This is a genomic window from Massilia sp. BKSP1R2A-1, assembly GCF_050586525.1.
Taxonomy (GTDB): domain Bacteria; phylum Pseudomonadota; class Gammaproteobacteria; order Burkholderiales; family Burkholderiaceae_D; genus Telluria.
The window spans coordinates 156061-169894 of the sequence record NZ_JBOBRE010000010.1; the positions used below are offsets into that span (position 1 = coordinate 156061).

Annotated in this window: 12 protein-coding genes; 6 read left to right on the forward strand and 6 right to left on the reverse strand. The window is 68.0% G+C overall.

Annotated elements, in window-relative coordinates; all coding sequences use genetic code 11:
• Positions 1 to 134 precede the first annotated feature (134 nt).
• From ACQ7JA_RS16610 to ACQ7JA_RS16625, 4 genes are all read right to left on the reverse strand, one after another.
• Positions 135 to 785 carry a hypothetical protein gene (locus ACQ7JA_RS16610; RefSeq protein ID WP_430899684.1) on the reverse strand — a complete coding sequence of 217 codons (651 nt, stop codon included), beginning with the start codon at positions 783 to 785 and terminating at the stop codon, positions 135 to 137.
• 76 nt (positions 786 to 861) lie between these two features.
• Positions 862 to 1398, reverse strand: coding sequence for a redoxin domain-containing protein (locus ACQ7JA_RS16615; protein WP_430899788.1), 537 nt, complete (start codon positions 1396 to 1398; stop codon positions 862 to 864).
• Positions 1398 to 1940 carry a carboxymuconolactone decarboxylase family protein gene (locus tag ACQ7JA_RS16620; RefSeq protein ID WP_430899790.1) on the reverse strand — a complete coding sequence of 181 codons (543 nt, stop codon included), beginning with the start codon at positions 1938 to 1940 and terminating at the stop codon, positions 1398 to 1400. Before ACQ7JA_RS16620 ends, ACQ7JA_RS16615 begins: the two co-directional genes overlap by 1 nt.
• A gap of 101 nt (positions 1941 to 2041) precedes the next feature.
• On the reverse strand, positions 2042 to 2695 hold the full coding sequence (locus tag ACQ7JA_RS16625; RefSeq protein WP_430899686.1) for a MarR family winged helix-turn-helix transcriptional regulator: 654 nt from the start codon (positions 2693 to 2695) through the stop codon (positions 2042 to 2044).
• A 125-nt stretch (positions 2696 to 2820) separates the two neighbouring features.
• Between ACQ7JA_RS16625 and ACQ7JA_RS16630 the strand changes: the two genes are divergently transcribed.
• From ACQ7JA_RS16630 to ACQ7JA_RS16650, 5 genes are all read left to right on the forward strand, one after another.
• Positions 2821 to 3165: a four-helix bundle copper-binding protein gene (locus tag ACQ7JA_RS16630; protein WP_430899688.1), complete on the forward strand. Its 345-nt coding sequence runs from the start codon at positions 2821 to 2823 to the stop codon at positions 3163 to 3165.
• Between the two features lie 210 nt (positions 3166 to 3375).
• Positions 3376 to 5373, forward strand: a complete 1998-nt coding sequence (locus ACQ7JA_RS16635; RefSeq protein ID WP_430899690.1) for an LTA synthase family protein — start codon at positions 3376 to 3378, stop codon at positions 5371 to 5373.
• Positions 5374 to 5489: 116 nt separating this feature from the next.
• On the forward strand, positions 5490 to 7583 hold the full coding sequence (locus tag ACQ7JA_RS16640) for a protein-disulfide reductase DsbD family protein (RefSeq protein ID WP_430899692.1): 2094 nt from the start codon (positions 5490 to 5492) through the stop codon (positions 7581 to 7583).
• Between the two features lie 32 nt (positions 7584 to 7615).
• Positions 7616 to 8224 (forward strand): redoxin family protein, encoded by a 609-nt coding sequence (locus ACQ7JA_RS16645; protein ID WP_430899694.1) that lies wholly within the window; start codon positions 7616 to 7618, stop codon positions 8222 to 8224.
• A 91-nt stretch (positions 8225 to 8315) separates the two neighbouring features.
• Complete coding sequence (locus tag ACQ7JA_RS16650) at positions 8316 to 9227, forward strand: alpha/beta fold hydrolase (protein ID WP_430899696.1); 912 nt, start codon at positions 8316 to 8318, stop codon at positions 9225 to 9227.
• On the opposite strand, the gene ACQ7JA_RS16655 is transcribed toward ACQ7JA_RS16650, so the two are convergent.
• On the reverse strand, positions 9224 to 9475 hold the full coding sequence (locus ACQ7JA_RS16655) for a hypothetical protein (RefSeq protein WP_430899698.1): 252 nt from the start codon (positions 9473 to 9475) through the stop codon (positions 9224 to 9226). The two genes, ACQ7JA_RS16650 and ACQ7JA_RS16655, sit on opposite strands and share 4 nt — an antisense overlap.
• A gap of 150 nt (positions 9476 to 9625) precedes the next feature.
• Positions 9626 to 13180, reverse strand: coding sequence for an indolepyruvate ferredoxin oxidoreductase family protein (locus tag ACQ7JA_RS16660; protein WP_430899792.1), 3555 nt, complete (start codon positions 13178 to 13180; stop codon positions 9626 to 9628).
• Positions 13181 to 13323: 143 nt separating this feature from the next.
• Between ACQ7JA_RS16660 and ACQ7JA_RS16665 the strand changes: the two genes are divergently transcribed.
• On the forward strand, positions 13324 to 13791 hold the full coding sequence (locus ACQ7JA_RS16665; RefSeq protein WP_430899700.1) for an Lrp/AsnC family transcriptional regulator: 468 nt from the start codon (positions 13324 to 13326) through the stop codon (positions 13789 to 13791).
• The last annotated feature ends 43 nt before the right edge of the window (positions 13792 to 13834 follow it).

Here is a 13834-nt window from a genome sequence, read left to right on the forward strand (position 1 = left end):
AGCCTGGGCGGCCCCGCGACTCCTCCGCCCACGCGTTCAACTCCCGGATGCACCATGGCGATGCTTCTGCTGGTTGAGCGCGTGGGCAAAGGATTGCCCACCCTACGTCTAACCCCGGCCGGACAGGCCGGGGTTCAGCGCAAGTCTTCCGTCTCGAAATAGACCGTGCCCCTGACCGGGGCGGTCTGTTTCAGCACCTCTTCCGGATTCCCGAGGCCTGCCTTCGGAATCGTCACGACGCCCGCCTGGGCGGCCTCGAGCGCCACGATGTGATCGACGTCGGGCCGGCTGTCGATTTCCTTCACGAGAAAGCGTCCCACCGGCAGGTAGCGCGCCTGCGCACGCACGCGCGCGCCCGGGTCGAGCTGGCGATAGACCAGCACGCGCTCGACGACAAAGCCGGCCTTCTTGTAGCTCAGGACACCCTTCCGCTCGAAATGCCCCTCGTAGACACCGGCATCGAAGGCCTGGAGCGGCGCCCTGCTTGCCGGATCGAGACGTGACAGCTCGAAGCGTTCCGGCTCGATCGTCCACAAGGCGGTCTTGCCGTCGAGGCGCTCGCGCAGCGCGCGGTCGAGCGCCGGATCCGCCAGGCGGACCTGGAGCACGACCTGGTGGTCGTGCGGCGCCCGGAACAGCGGCAGGTGCGAGGCGTACAGGGCTTCGCGTCCGCCGAACAGCACCATCCCGTGGGTGCCGAAGCTGTGGTCGTGCGCATCCGCAGGGCCGGCCACGAAGGCGAACAGCAGCGCCAGCGGCTGCGCGAGACGGAAGATGGCTTGCATGGTCAGGACGGATCGGTATGTACAGGGGCCGTATTATGCCGCCGTCCGCGCTTCCCTGCAGGCGCAGCGTCCAGCCTTACCGAGATGGCGCGCTCCCTTCCGGCAGGCGGCAACCCATCTCGCCGCACTGCGCGGCGTCTTCGGCCAGCAGCGCGCCGACCAGGGCGCCGGCCTGCATGTCGGCCTGGTGCCCGAACAGGCTGTGGCGCAGCCGGCCAGCACGGTCGAACAGCAGCAGGGTCGGCGTGCCGCGCATGCGGTAGCGCGCCATGGTGCGCGGAATCGGGCCATCCTCGCCGGGCAGGTCGATCCCGACCGGAAAACCGATGCGGTACTCGTGCAGGAAGGCGGCCAGCGCCTCCGGGTTCATGGCGGCGTGGTGCTCGAACACCGTGTGCAGGCCGAGCACCGCCAGCTCGTGGCGGCCGAACAGCGCTTCCATCTGCTTCGCCTGCGGCAGCGCGTAGGTGACGCAGCCGGGACACAGCATCTGGAAAGCGTAGGCGGCCACCACCTTGCCGCGCAGCGAAGCGAGGGTCAGCGGGCCTGGCGCGTTGAGCCAGGCCGAGACCTCGAACTCCGGCGCCGGGCCGGACGTCAAGGTCCTGTCCATCATTTCACCCGCAGTTTCACGCCGGGGAAGTCGACCGGCACCTGGAAGGCCACGTTCACGTAGTTCGTGAACAGGTTCAGGGCCACGTGCGCCATGATCTCGACGATCTCGCCGTCGCTGAAGCCCGCGGCGCGCAGGCCGGCGACGTCCGCGTCCCGGATGTGGGCGCGGTTCTCGACCACGGCGAGCGCGAACTTCAGGGCGGCGGCGGTCTTCGGATCGCTCGATTCCCCCGCCTGGGCCGCGGCCATCTCCTGCGCGCTGGCGCCGGCCTTGCGGCCCAGCGCCGTGTGGGCGGCCAGGCAGTATTCGCAATCGTTGCGGTCGGCGATGGCGACCGCGATCTGCTCGCCCAGGCGGGCGCCGAGGGTGCCGCCGCCGAGCGCGCCGAACGATCCCCACATGCTGCTCAGCGCGGCCGGCGAATTGGCGACGGCGCGGAACATGTTCGGGATGACGCCGAAGGCGCCGTGGATCTGCTCCAGCACCTGGCCGGCTTCGCCCTGGGTGGCGGCGGGGTTGACGAGTGCGATGCGGGAAATCTGGGACATGGTGTACTCCTTCAGTTGTGGGCCGGTGGATGGGTGCGGCCGCGCCACCCTCATAAAATAGGAGTCCTAACTATCACAGGCAAAAAAAATGGTCAGGCGAAAGCCTCCCAGTTACGGCGCTGGCTCACCGGGTCGGTAGGCATATGCTCCGCGCAATCGATGCGCAGGAAAGAGATCGGCAGCGGCGCATTCACCAGCGCGCAGTGGTGCGGGACTTCCTCCCCCGGGTACTTGTTCGGCTCGAAGTGGCGGCACGAGAGGCAGGCGCGCAGCTCCGGGAAGCGCTCGGTCTTCTGCAGCTCGGCGATCAGCTTGAACAGGCCGGTGAGCATCTGCACCTGCTGCCCCGGCGGCAGGTGCGAGACGGCCGTATCCGCGAAAGACAGCGCGTGCCCGAGACGTGCGGCGACCTGCTCCCCTTCCGCCGTCAGGTGCAGGGCCGTGGCGCGGCCGTCATCCTCGGCCTTCGCCTTGCGCACCAGCCCCTTGGCGACCAGGGCGGCCACCGAGTCGCTGGTGCTGGCCGCCGAGATCGACAGCTGCCTGGCCAGCCAGCTCAGGCGCACACCGGTGGTGCGGTGCTGCAGCAGCTGCAGGATCTCGGCCTGGGCCGGGTTCAGGCCTTCGGCAGTCGAGACCTCCCACATCCCCGAGCGCAGCACGGTGGCGATGCGGCCGATGGCGGTGACGATGCGCGCCGAGATGTCCGGCGTGCTGTCCCAGGGGGTTTCTGCTTGAATGTCCATGCCGGGCAGAATACCACGCCCAGGCAATATGTCAAGGAGTCCTAATTAATTGCGGCGATAGTGCGCGCCCGCCTTCGCGGCATTGGAATAGCATGTCTCCTCACCCATCGACGAAGGAGGAGACCATGGCCGATTCCGAAATGGCTAACATCCAGCACTGTATCGACGCCTGCGCAGCCGCCCTGCGCGCCTGCCAGGCCTGCGCGGCGGCCGACATCCGCGACGGCATGAACAGCTGCGCACCGATCAACCTCGATTGCGCCGACATCTGCGCGGCCACCCTCAACGTGCTGTCGCGCGGCTCGCCCCACCACGGCGACTACTGCGCTCTGTGCGCCCACATCTGCCGCGCCTGCGCGGCCGAATGCGCCAAGCACGCCTCCATGCACCAGCACTGCGCCGAGTGCCAGGCAGCATGCGAGCGCTGCGCCCTGGAGTGCGACAAGCACGCGCGCGAACGCCATATCTGAGGGAGCTGTGGGCGCGGCGGGAAGGGCTGCGCATGCGTTTAACGCGAACTTAACACCCGGCTAACGGCAGACTGAGCCTTGCTCAACTAGCATCACGTATGTATATTGCCTGTATGAAAGGGGGCGTTTGTCCTTTCACATGGCAACGCTTCGATGGTGCGGCGCAGCATGACGCCGCGCTCCACGTGACAGGCTCCTCTACCGGTTTCCATGGCCCTTCCAGCACCCGGCGCACCCGCTCGCTCCTCCCTTCCCGCCACCTGGCTCGCACGCCTTACCCTGTGGGCCGGTCCCTATGCGGGTGTGCTGCAGATGGTCGTGGTCGGCCTGGCGATCCTTTCGCTGTCGCGCCTGGGCCTGGTCGCCTGGCAGTGGGAGCGGGTCCAGGCCACCGGCATCGCACCCACCGTCTTCCTGCAGGGCGTGCGCGCCGACCTGATCCTGCTCGGCTATTTCGCCGCAGTCCCGCTGCTGTTCGCGCCCCTGTTCGCGCACCGCTTCGCCGCCGGCTTCTGGCGCACGGCGACCCTGGCCTGGGCCACGCTCGCCCTGGTCTTCATCGTCTTCATGGAGTTGTCCTCGCCGCAGTTCATCCTGCAGTACGACGTGCGCCCGAACCGCCTCTTCGTCGAATACCTGGGCTATCCGCGCGAAGTCTTCGCCACCCTGTGGAACGGCTTTCGCATCGCGCTGATCCTGGGTGTCGTCTTCACCATCGTCCTGGGCCTCGGCATCTTCGCCCTGCTGCGCCGCGCATCGAGCGGCATGGACATGTGGCCGGCGCGCCGCCTGCTGCTGCTCTGGCCCCTCTTCTGCCTGCTGGTCTTCATGGGGGTGCGTTCCACCACCGGACACCGTCCCGCCAACCCCGCCCTGTTCGCCCTGACCGGCGACTCCCTGGTCAACTCGCTGATCATCAATTCCGGCTGGTCGGTGCTGGACGCCATCGGCGCCATGCGCAAGGAAACGACCTCCTCCGACATCTACGGTGCGCTCCCGCGCGAGAAGATCCTGGAACAGGTGCGCGCCGCACCCTGGCTGCGCGACGCCCACTTCGCCAATCCAGAATTGCCTACCCTGCACCACCAGGCCGCCGCGATTGCCCGCGAGCGGCCGCTGAACCTCGTGATCGTGCTGCAGGAAAGCCTGGGCGCCACCTTCGTGGAGTCGCTCGGCGGCCTGCCGGTCACGCCGGAACTGGAAAAGCTCAAGAACGAAGGCTGGTGGTTCGAGCAGCTGTACGCGACCGGCACCCGCTCGGTGCGCGGCATCGAGGCGGTGATGGCAGGCTATGCGCCGACGCCGGCGCGCAGCGTCGTCAAGCTCTCGCTGGCGCAGCAGAATTTCTATACCCTGGCCGACGGCCTGGGGCGCGCGGGCTACCACACCGAATTCGTCTACGGCGGCGAAGCCCACTTCGACAATATGCGCAGCTTCTTCACCGGGAACGGCGTCAGGAAGGTGGTCGACATCGGTGAAATGCGGCCGAATTTCGTCGGCAGCTGGGGCGCCTCGGACGAAGACCTGTTCGACAAGTCGCTCGAACGCCTGCGCACGCTGCACGCGAGCGGCAAGCCTTTCTTCAGCCTGATCTTCACGTCCTCCAACCACGAGCCCTTCGAATTCCCGGACGGGAAGATCGCCCTGCACGAGCAGCCGAAGCAGACCGTCAACAACGCCGTCAAGTACGCCGACTACGCGCTCGGCAAATTCATCCGCGCCGCCAAGCAGCAGGACTACTGGAAGGACACCGTCTTCCTGATCGTGGCCGACCACGACAACCGGGTTTACGGCGATGCCCTGGTGCCGGTAAAAAAATTCCACATCCCCGGCCTGATCCTCGGCGCCGACATCGAACCGAAGCGCATCCGCACCATCGCCAGCCAGATCGACCTGGCCCCGACCCTGCTCTCGCTGCTGGGCGTGTCGAGCACCCATCCGATGATCGGCCGCGACTTCGTGCGCGACAGCGAGACGCCGGGCCGCGCCCTGATCCAGTTCGACAATCTGTTTGCCTACCTGGAAGGGTCGGCGGCGACCATCCTGCGCCCCGGCCAGCCTGCCCTGCTCGGCCGCTACGATGCCGCCGGCGGCACGCTCGATCCCTATGCCGGAAAGCCGACCCCGGCCCAGGTCGAACGCGCCATGGCCCACGTCATGCTGCCCTCGCTCCTGTACCGTGAGCAACGCTATCGCCTGCCGCCCTGACGAGCAGCCGAAACCGCTGAAACAAAGCTGCAACAAACCGGGCGGCTGTCTGTGATTTTTTGTCATTCGTTCCTGATAAGATGGCTGCGCTGCGCCATCCAATCGGGGACGACAAGATGCTTGCACGTTTGCTGCACCTGCTGCTCGCCTTGACCTGCGCCCTCCTGATGGGCTGGGCGCAGGCCGCGCCGTCGGCCGACACCGGCCACGCGCGCGCCAGCCTGCTGGTGCATGCGCCCGAAGGCGTCAAGCCAGGCAGCGCGGTCTGGCTCGGCCTGCGCATCGCGCACCAGCCGCGCTGGCATACCTACTGGCGCAACCCGGGCGATTCCGGCCTGCCCACCACCCTGTCCTGGACCCTGCCGGCCGGCTTTGCCGCCGGCGACATCGCCTGGCCGACGCCGAAGCAGCTGCCGCTCGGCCCCCTGATGAACTACGGCTATGACGGCGACCTGCTGCTGCCGGTACGCCTCACCGTGCCCGCCGCGCACAAGGGCGGCCCGGTCCCGACCAGGCTGCGGGCAGACTTCCTGATCTGCGAAGAGGTCTGCATCCCCGAGTTCGCGGAACTCGATCTCCTCGTGCAACCGGCGCCGCAGGCGGAACATGCCGCCTTGTTCGAACGCGCCCTCGCCGCCATGCCGCGGACTGACTCAGGCGCCCGTGCCAGCGCGCGTCTCGAAGGCCAGGCGCTGCTGATCGAGGTCACCGGACTGCCAACCGCATGGCGCGGCAAGCAGGTGCAGCTGTTCCCGGAAAACGGCGCGGTGCTCGACCACCCCGCCCCGCTCGGCCAGACCTGGAAGGGGCAGCAGCTTGCGCTGCGCGCGCCCCTGTCGGCCCAGCGCAGCGAGAGTCCGGCGGCAATGGATGCGGTGCTGACGGCGGAGCACGGGACGCCCGGCATCCGCATCGGTTTTCCCATCGCGGGCGCCTGGCCGCAGGCGGGTGCGGCGCCGGAAGCCCCGGCTCCCGCGCCTGCCGCCCCGCCGCCGGCCGACCGGCCCTGGCTCCTCGTGCTGGGCTTCGCCTTCCTCGGCGGCGCCATCCTCAACCTGATGCCCTGCGTGTTCCCGGTGCTGTCCCTGAAAGTCCTCGGCTTCGCCCAGCATGGCGGGCAGCGGAAGCGGGTCGTTGCGGGCGGCATCGCCTACACGGTGGGCGTGATCGCGTCCTTCCTGCTGCTGGCCGCCCTGCTGCTGGTGCTGCGCGCCAGCGGCGAGCAGCTGGGCTGGGGCTTCCAGCTGCAGTCGCCCCTGTTCGTGGCGGCGCTGGCTATCCTGTTCACCCTGATCGGCCTGAACCTGGCCGGCCTCTTCGAATTCCGCCACTTTCTCCCGGACCGCATCGTCAACGCGCGCGCGCGCAACCCTGTGGCCGACGATTTCCTTACCGGGGTGCTGGCGGTGGCCGTCGCCTCGCCCTGCACCGCACCCTTTATGGGGGCGGCCCTGGGCGCCGCGCTGTCCTGGCCCGCAGCGCAGGCCTTGTCGGTGTTCGCGGCATTGGGCGCCGGCATGGCCGCGCCCTATCTCGCCGCCAGCCTGTTCCCGGGCGTCGCCCGCCTGCTGCCGCGTCCGGGGCCGTGGATGGCGCGCTTCAAGACCGTCATGGCCTTCCCGATGTTCGCCACCGTCGTCTGGCTGCTGTGGGTGCTGGGCCAGCAGGCCGGTATCGACGCGGTGGCCGGCCTTCTCGGCCTGCTGCTGGCCGCGGCCTTTGCGCTCTGGGTGGGCGCGATCCCCGCACGCAGCAGGGCCGGCCGCTGGATCGGCGTGGGCTGCGCCATCGCCGCCGTTGCCGGCACGGCCGCCTGGTCCTGGCCGGCGCTGCGCCAGGCGCCCGTGGCGGCGAACACGGTCGCGGAAAGCGGATGGCAGGCCTGGTCGCCCCGGGCGGTGCAGGAGGCGCGCCAGGCGGGACGCCCGGTGTTCGTGGACTTCACCGCCGCCTGGTGCGTGACCTGCCAGTACAACAAACGCACCACCCTGGCCGACCCGGGCCTGCTGCAGGACCTGCGCGCGAAGAACGTGCTCCTGCTGCGCGCCGACTGGACCCGGCGCGACGAAACGATCACGCAGGCACTCAAGGAACTGGGACGCAGCGGCGTGCCGGTATATGCCGTCTACCGCGACGGCGCACAGCAAGCCACGCTGCTGTCGGAACTGCCAAGCGTGGATGAGGTAAGGCAGGCGCTCGCGGCGCCCTGATCCCTGTTGAAGTCCAACCCAAGGAGGAATCCATGAAGCGCACCATTCCGAGCTCCCTGATCGCCGCCGGCATGCTGCTGGCCGGCGCCGTCCACGCCGAAGCGGTCGTCGGCCAGCAGGCGCCGGCCTTCTCCGGCACCGATAGCGCCGGCAAGCCGGTTTCGCTCAGCCAGTTCAAGGGCAAGTACGTGGTGATGGAGTGGATCAATCCGGAGTGCCCCTTCGTGAAGAAGCACTACGACGGCGGCAATATGCCGGGCACGCAGAAGTACGCGGCCGGCAAGGGCGTCGTGTGGGTGGCCGTGAGCACCAGCGCGGACAGCGGCGACCGCAATGCCAAGGCGGCCGCCGTGAACGACTGGCTGAAGGCCAAGGGCGCCGCGCCCACCGTCACCGTGATGGACACGGGCGGCGCGATCGGCCGGGCCTACGGCGCCCGTACCACCCCGCACATGTACCTGATCGACCCGAACGGCAAGCTGGTCTACGCCGGCGCCATCGACAGCAAGCCGACCGCCAACCCGGCCGACATCAAGACCGCCACCAACTACGTGGTCCAGGCCATCGACGATTCGCTGGCCGGCAAGCCCCTGGCCCAGGCGGTGACCAAGCCCTACGGCTGCTCGGTCAAGTACGGCTGATCATGCGAGCGGGATAATCGCTTCCCCTGCCCCGGCCGCCACGGCCGGGCGCTGCTATGATAGCCGGCACGACAACCAAGGGGATCCTCGCATGCGCCAAACTTCCTTACCGCGCCGCTCCATGCTCGGCGCGGCCGCCGCCCTCATCGCCTTCCTGCCGCTGGCGCATGCCCTGGCGGCGCCTTTCGAATCGCAGCGCATCACCGTCACCACCCAGGGCTCCGGTCCCGACGTGGTCCTGATCCCCGGCCTGAATTCCTCGCCGCGGGCCTGGGCCACGACCGTGGCTGCGGTGCCCGGCTACCGCTACCACCTGGTGCAGCTGTCGGGATTCGCCGGCCAGCCGGTGGGCGGCAACAGGGAAGGCGATGTGGTTGCCCCGGTGGCCGAGGAGATCGCGCGCTACATCAGGGAAACGGGTTTGAAGCAGCCGGCCGTGATCGGCCACTCGATGGGCGGCACCATGGGCATGATGCTGGCCGCGCGCCACCCGGATGCGCTGTCCAGGCTGATGGTGGTCGACATGTATCCCTATCTCGGCACCTTCTTCGCCGGCCCCGGCGCGGGTCCCGAGAAGGTGGCCGCGGTGGCCGACGCGATTGCGGCCGGCAACCTGGCCGCGAGCCCGGAGGTGCGCCGCAAGAACGCCAACGCCACCATCGCCGGCATGGTCGACACCGAAGCGATGCGCGCCGGCGCCATCGACGATTCCGTGAAGAGCGATGCCGGCGTGAGCACGCGCGCCTTCCGCGAACTGCTGGTGACCAACCTGATTCCGGAACTGGCGAAGATCAGCAAGCCGGTCACGGTGCTCTACGTGCAGCCGAAGACCGTGCCGATTCCGGCCGAGCAGTTCGACAACGTCTATAAAAGCGCCTACGCGCCGGTGAAGCAGCTGACCCTGAAGCGCATCCCGGACAGCGCCCACTTCATCATGTGGGACCAGCCGCAGCGCTTCCAGGCCGAACTCAAGGCCTTTTTGGCCGCACCCTACGGACCCTAGATGAAAGGCCAGGCCAGGATGCGCTTCATGTGCAGCGCCGTGCGCGTGGCCACGTAGCCGATCGCGAAGCCGAAGACCGGCAGGCTCCAGCCGCTCCCCATCACCGCCAGCCAGGCGCCGCCCACGGTGGCGCCGGCGACCAGCACCATCAGCCACAGCTCGATGCTGAGAAAGAATGCACGCGATTCGCGCCACACGCGCAGCATGAGCGCGGCGGCTTCCCTGAAAGTCTTGATGTCGTGGCCCATGGTCGTGTCCGCTGTTCGGCAATGATGAAAATGAAAGATCGGCGCCGGAAATGACAATCGCCGGCGCAGGCCGGCGATTCGATACAGCATATTATACGCTGCACTGCAGCATATTGTCGTTGAGCAAGGAAACTGCGTGGTACGGAGACCTCAGCGTTGTGCCTGCCGGTGCAGCTGCACCACCGAGGTCGCGCCAGGCGGCTGGCGGAAGGCTTGCAGCAGGCGCGCACTCTCTTCCTGCGCCCGCGCCATGTTCGCCGCCTTTACGTGGCCGTAGCCGCGGATGGTCTCCGCGACCTGGGCCAACTTCAGGGCCGCGGCCCGGTTTTCCAGGGTCAGCCCGCTTGCCAGCATGTCCGCCAGGGCCAGATAGTCGTCGCGCAGGCGGCGCTCCGCGCGCCGTTCGTGGGTATAGCCGAAGGGATCGAAGGCCGTGCCGCGCAGGACTTTCATCGGCTTGAGCACGCGGAAGGCCGTCTGCATCCAGGAGCCGAAGCGCATCTTGGCGGGCAGGTCGCTGCCGGGCTTACGCCGGGCCAGCAGCGGCGGCGCCAGGTGGTACTCGACGCGGAAGCCGCCCTCGAACTGCTTTTCCAGTCCCTCCAGGAAGCCGGTGTCCAGGTGCAGGCGCGCCACCTCGTACTCGTCCTTGTAGGCCATGACCTTGAACAGCGAGCGGGCCACGGCCTTGCTGACCGCCTTCTTCGAATCCGGCCCTTCGATCGCGACCTCGCGCGCTTCGACCCGCGCGACGGCCGCGCGGTACTGCTGGGCGTAGCGGGCGTCCTGGTACTTCGTCAGCCAGTCGGCGCGGAAAGCGACGATGTCTGCCAGGGAAGCCGGCGGCGTGAACTGGATCACCCTGGCCGGCTGGGCCAGGCGCGCGATCGCCTTGCCGTCGGCCGCCACCAGGCGCCCCAGCAGGAAGGCCTTCTTGTTCATCTCGACGGCGACGTTATTTAACTCGATCGCGCGCATCAACGCCGGCAGGCCCACCGGCACCAGTCCCAGCTGCCAGGCAGCGCCCATCATGAGGATGTTGGCGCCGATCGGGTCGCCCAGCACGCTGGCCGCCACTTCCTGGGCGTTCAGGCAGAGCAGGTCGCCGCCGGCGTCCTGGATCTTGGCGAGCAGATCGTCCTTGCGGATGTCGGCGTCCGGATCGCGCGTGAACTCGGCGGTCGGGGTCTCGTTCTCGTTGGCGACCACGCGGGTATGGCCGCGGCGCATGACGGCCAGCGCGTCCGGCATGGCAGCCACCACCAGGTCGCAGGCCAGCAGGGCGTCGGCCTGCTGCAGGTCGATGCGCACCTGATGCAATGCCTTGGGCGATGGCGCCACGCGCACGTGCGACATCACCGCCCCGCCCTTCTGGGCGAAGCCCATGAAGTCGAGGGTGGAGGCGCCCTTGCCTTCCAGGTGGGCCGCCATCGTGATCAGCGCGCCCACCGTGACCACGCCGGTGCCGCCGACGCCGGCCACCAGCATCTCGAAGGGCTTGTCGAAGCCATACGGCTGCGGCAGCGGGTAGGCGGCCAGCATGTCCTCCAGCTGGCCGAGCGACAGGGTGGCTGCCGCCGGCTTCTTCAGCGCGCCGCCGATGACGGAGACGAAGCTCGGGCAGAAGCCCTCCACGCAGGAGTAGTCCTTGTTGCAGGACGACTGTTCGATCTGGCGCTTGCGGCCCAGCGGGGTTTCCAGCGGCAGGATGGACAGGCAGTTCGACTGCACGCCGCAGTCGCCGCAGCCTTCGCAGACCGCCGGGTTGATCACCATGCGGCGCGCCGGGTCCGGGAAGACCACCTTGTCCGGCTTGTTCTTCTTGCGGCGGCGGCGCTTCTCGGCGGCGCAGGTCTGGTCGTAGACCAGCACGGTCACGCCCGTGACCTCGCGCAGGCGACGCTGGATGGCATCGAGTTCGTTGCGGTGGTGTACGGTGACGCCGGACGGCAGCTGGATGCCCGCGTACTTTTCCGGCTCGTCGCTGACGACCACCGCCTCGACCGCGCCTTCGCTCAGCACCTGCTGCAGGATTTGCGGCACGGTGAGGGTGCCGTCGACCGGCTGGCCGCCCGTCATGGCGACCGCGTCGTTGTACAGGATCTTGTAGGTGATGTTGGTGCGCGCCGCGATGGCCTGGCGGATCGCCAGGTAGCCCGAGTGGTAGTAGGTGCCGTCGCCCAGGTTCTGGAACACGTGATTCTCGCGCGTGAAGCGCGAGGCCGCGACCCAGGGCACGCCTTCGCCGCCCATCTGCGTGAGAGTGAACGTGTCGCGCTGCATCCAGCTCGCCATGAAGTGGCAGCCGATGCCGGCCAGCGCGCGGCTGCCTTCGGGGACCTTGGTCGAGGTATTGTGCGGGCAGCCGGAGCAGAAGTAAGGCGTACGTTTTACTGAATCGGCGCCGTTGGACAGGACCTCGGCGCGGCAGAACTGCGGCAGGTACTGCTCGAGCTGCATGCCGGGCAGCTTCGGCGCCAGCCAGCGCACCAGCGCCGGGGCGATGCGCGAGGGACGCAGCTCGCCCAGGTGCGACAGCAGCGGGGCGCCTGCCACATCGGTCTTGCCGAGCACTTGCGGACGTCGGTCTGGCGGCAGGTTGTAGAGCAGGCTTTTCAGCTGGCCTTCGATGACGTCGCCCTTCTCTTCCACCACCAGCACTTCCTGCAGGCCTTCCGTAAAAGCGTGCAGGCGCGTACGCTCGAGCGGGAAGGTCAGGCCGGGCTTGTACAGGCGCAGGCCGATTTCCTCCAGCCTGTCGAGCTTCAGGCCGAGACGGTCGAGTGCCTCGAGCAGGTCGAGGTAAGCCTTGCCGGCCGCGATGATGCCGAGCTTCGCGCCAGGCGCCGCGACCACCAGGCGGTCGATCGAGTTCGCGGCCGCGAAGGCGTGCACGGCCTCCAGCTTGTCGGCCACGCGCTGTTCGATCGCGAGGCTGGGCAGGTCGGGCCAGCGGTAGTGCAGGCCGTCGGCCGGGGCCGCGAAGTTCTCGGGCGCCTTGAAGACGGGAGGTTCGGGCAGCTCGACGACGGCGCCGCCCTCGACGGTTTCGGAGATCGCCTTGAAGCCGACCCAGGCGCCCGAGAAGCGCGACAGGGCCCAGCCATAGAGGCCGAACTCCAGGTATTCCTCGATGTTGGCGGGGTTAATGACGGGCATGCCCCAGGCCATGAAGGCGTGGTCGCTCTGGTGCGGCATCGACGAGGACACGCAGCCGTGGTCGTCGCCGGCCACGACCAGCACACCGCCCAGGGGCGAGGCGCCGTAGGCGTTGCCGTGCTTGAGGGCGTCGCCGGCGCGGTCCACGCCCGGGCCCTTGCCGTACCACATGGCGAACACGCCGTCGACCGTGCGGTTCGGGTCGCCGCCGACCTGCTGGGTGCCCAACACGGCGGTCGCGCCCAGTTCCTCGTTGATCGCGGGGAGGAATTCGATGGCGTTCGCCTTGAGGATCTTCGAGGCGCGCCAGACTTCCTGGTCGACCGCGCCCAAGGGCGAGCCGCGGTAGCCCGAGATGAAGCCGGCGGTGTTCAGGCCCGCGCGTTCGTCGAGGGCCTTTTGCATCACCGTCAGCCGGATCAGGGCCTGCGTGCCGGTCAGGAAGACCCTGCCCTGCTCACGCTTCAGGTTGTCGTCCAGCTGGTAGCCGGGGTCGGCGAGCGTCGCTCCCGTGCCTTGTCCCATGCTACCCACTTCCTCGTGCATCGATCCCATCTATTCGTCTCCACTGTGCAGCCCTGCAGGGCTTGTCTATTGTGGTAGATGATAGTCTTCTGCTATGAAATAGCATTTCTAACTTGTCGGGTTTTACGTCAGAATAGGTAAATTATTTCGATATTGAGCACGATATGGATAAATCCAACCTCGATCCGGCGTCCGTACGCATCCTGCGCGAACTGCAGCAGGACGCGCGCCTGTCCGTCAACGAACTGGCCGAGCGGGTCGGCATGTCGGCCTCCCCCTGCTGGCGGCGCCAGAAGGAACTGGAGGAGAACGGTTTCATCCGCCGCTACGCCGCCCTGCTCGACCGCCGCAAGCTCGAGCTGGGACTAGTGTGCGTGCTGCACGTGTCCCTGACCCGGCACGAAGCGGGCGTGGTCGACACCTTCGAGGCGCAGATGAAGGCGTGTTCGGAGGTGATGGAATGCTACGAGGTGACGGGCACCTCGGACTACATCGTCAAGGTGATGGTGAAGGATATGGACGCTTACCACGACCTGCTGCACAACGTGCTGCTCAAGCTGCCGGGGGTGTCGCAGCTCAATACCAGCGTGGCGCTCAGGGAGGTGAAGTACGAGACGGCGCTGCCTCTGTGATCGGCGATGACGGCGCCTGCTCGCGCGCCCTGCCCCATCGCAC

What these genes read in the sequence shown, in the direction of transcription:
- ACQ7JA_RS16610 (WP_430899684.1), bottom strand. Translation starts at nt 785, where the DNA reads ATGCAAGCCATCTTCCGTCTCGCGCAGCCGCTGGCGCTGCTGTTCGCC.
- ACQ7JA_RS16615 (WP_430899788.1), bottom strand. Translation starts at nt 1,398, where the DNA reads ATGGACAGGACCTTGACGTCCGGCCCGGCGCCGGAGTTCGAGGTCTCG.
- ACQ7JA_RS16625 (WP_430899686.1), bottom strand. Translation starts at nt 2,695, where the DNA reads ATGGACATTCAAGCAGAAACCCCCTGGGACAGCACGCCGGACATCTCG.
- ACQ7JA_RS16630 (WP_430899688.1), top strand. Translation starts at nt 2,821, where the DNA reads ATGGCCGATTCCGAAATGGCTAACATCCAGCACTGTATCGACGCCTGC.
- ACQ7JA_RS16635 (WP_430899690.1), top strand. Translation starts at nt 3,376, where the DNA reads ATGGCCCTTCCAGCACCCGGCGCACCCGCTCGCTCCTCCCTTCCCGCC.
- ACQ7JA_RS16640 (WP_430899692.1), top strand. Translation starts at nt 5,490, where the DNA reads ATGCTTGCACGTTTGCTGCACCTGCTGCTCGCCTTGACCTGCGCCCTC.
- ACQ7JA_RS16645 (WP_430899694.1), top strand. Translation starts at nt 7,616, where the DNA reads ATGAAGCGCACCATTCCGAGCTCCCTGATCGCCGCCGGCATGCTGCTG.
- ACQ7JA_RS16650 (WP_430899696.1), top strand. Translation starts at nt 8,316, where the DNA reads ATGCGCCAAACTTCCTTACCGCGCCGCTCCATGCTCGGCGCGGCCGCC.
- ACQ7JA_RS16655 (WP_430899698.1), bottom strand. Translation starts at nt 9,475, where the DNA reads ATGGGCCACGACATCAAGACTTTCAGGGAAGCCGCCGCGCTCATGCTG.
- ACQ7JA_RS16660 (WP_430899792.1), bottom strand. Translation starts at nt 13,180, where the DNA reads ATGCACGAGGAAGTGGGTAGCATGGGACAAGGCACGGGAGCGACGCTC.
- ACQ7JA_RS16665 (WP_430899700.1), top strand. Translation starts at nt 13,324, where the DNA reads ATGGATAAATCCAACCTCGATCCGGCGTCCGTACGCATCCTGCGCGAA.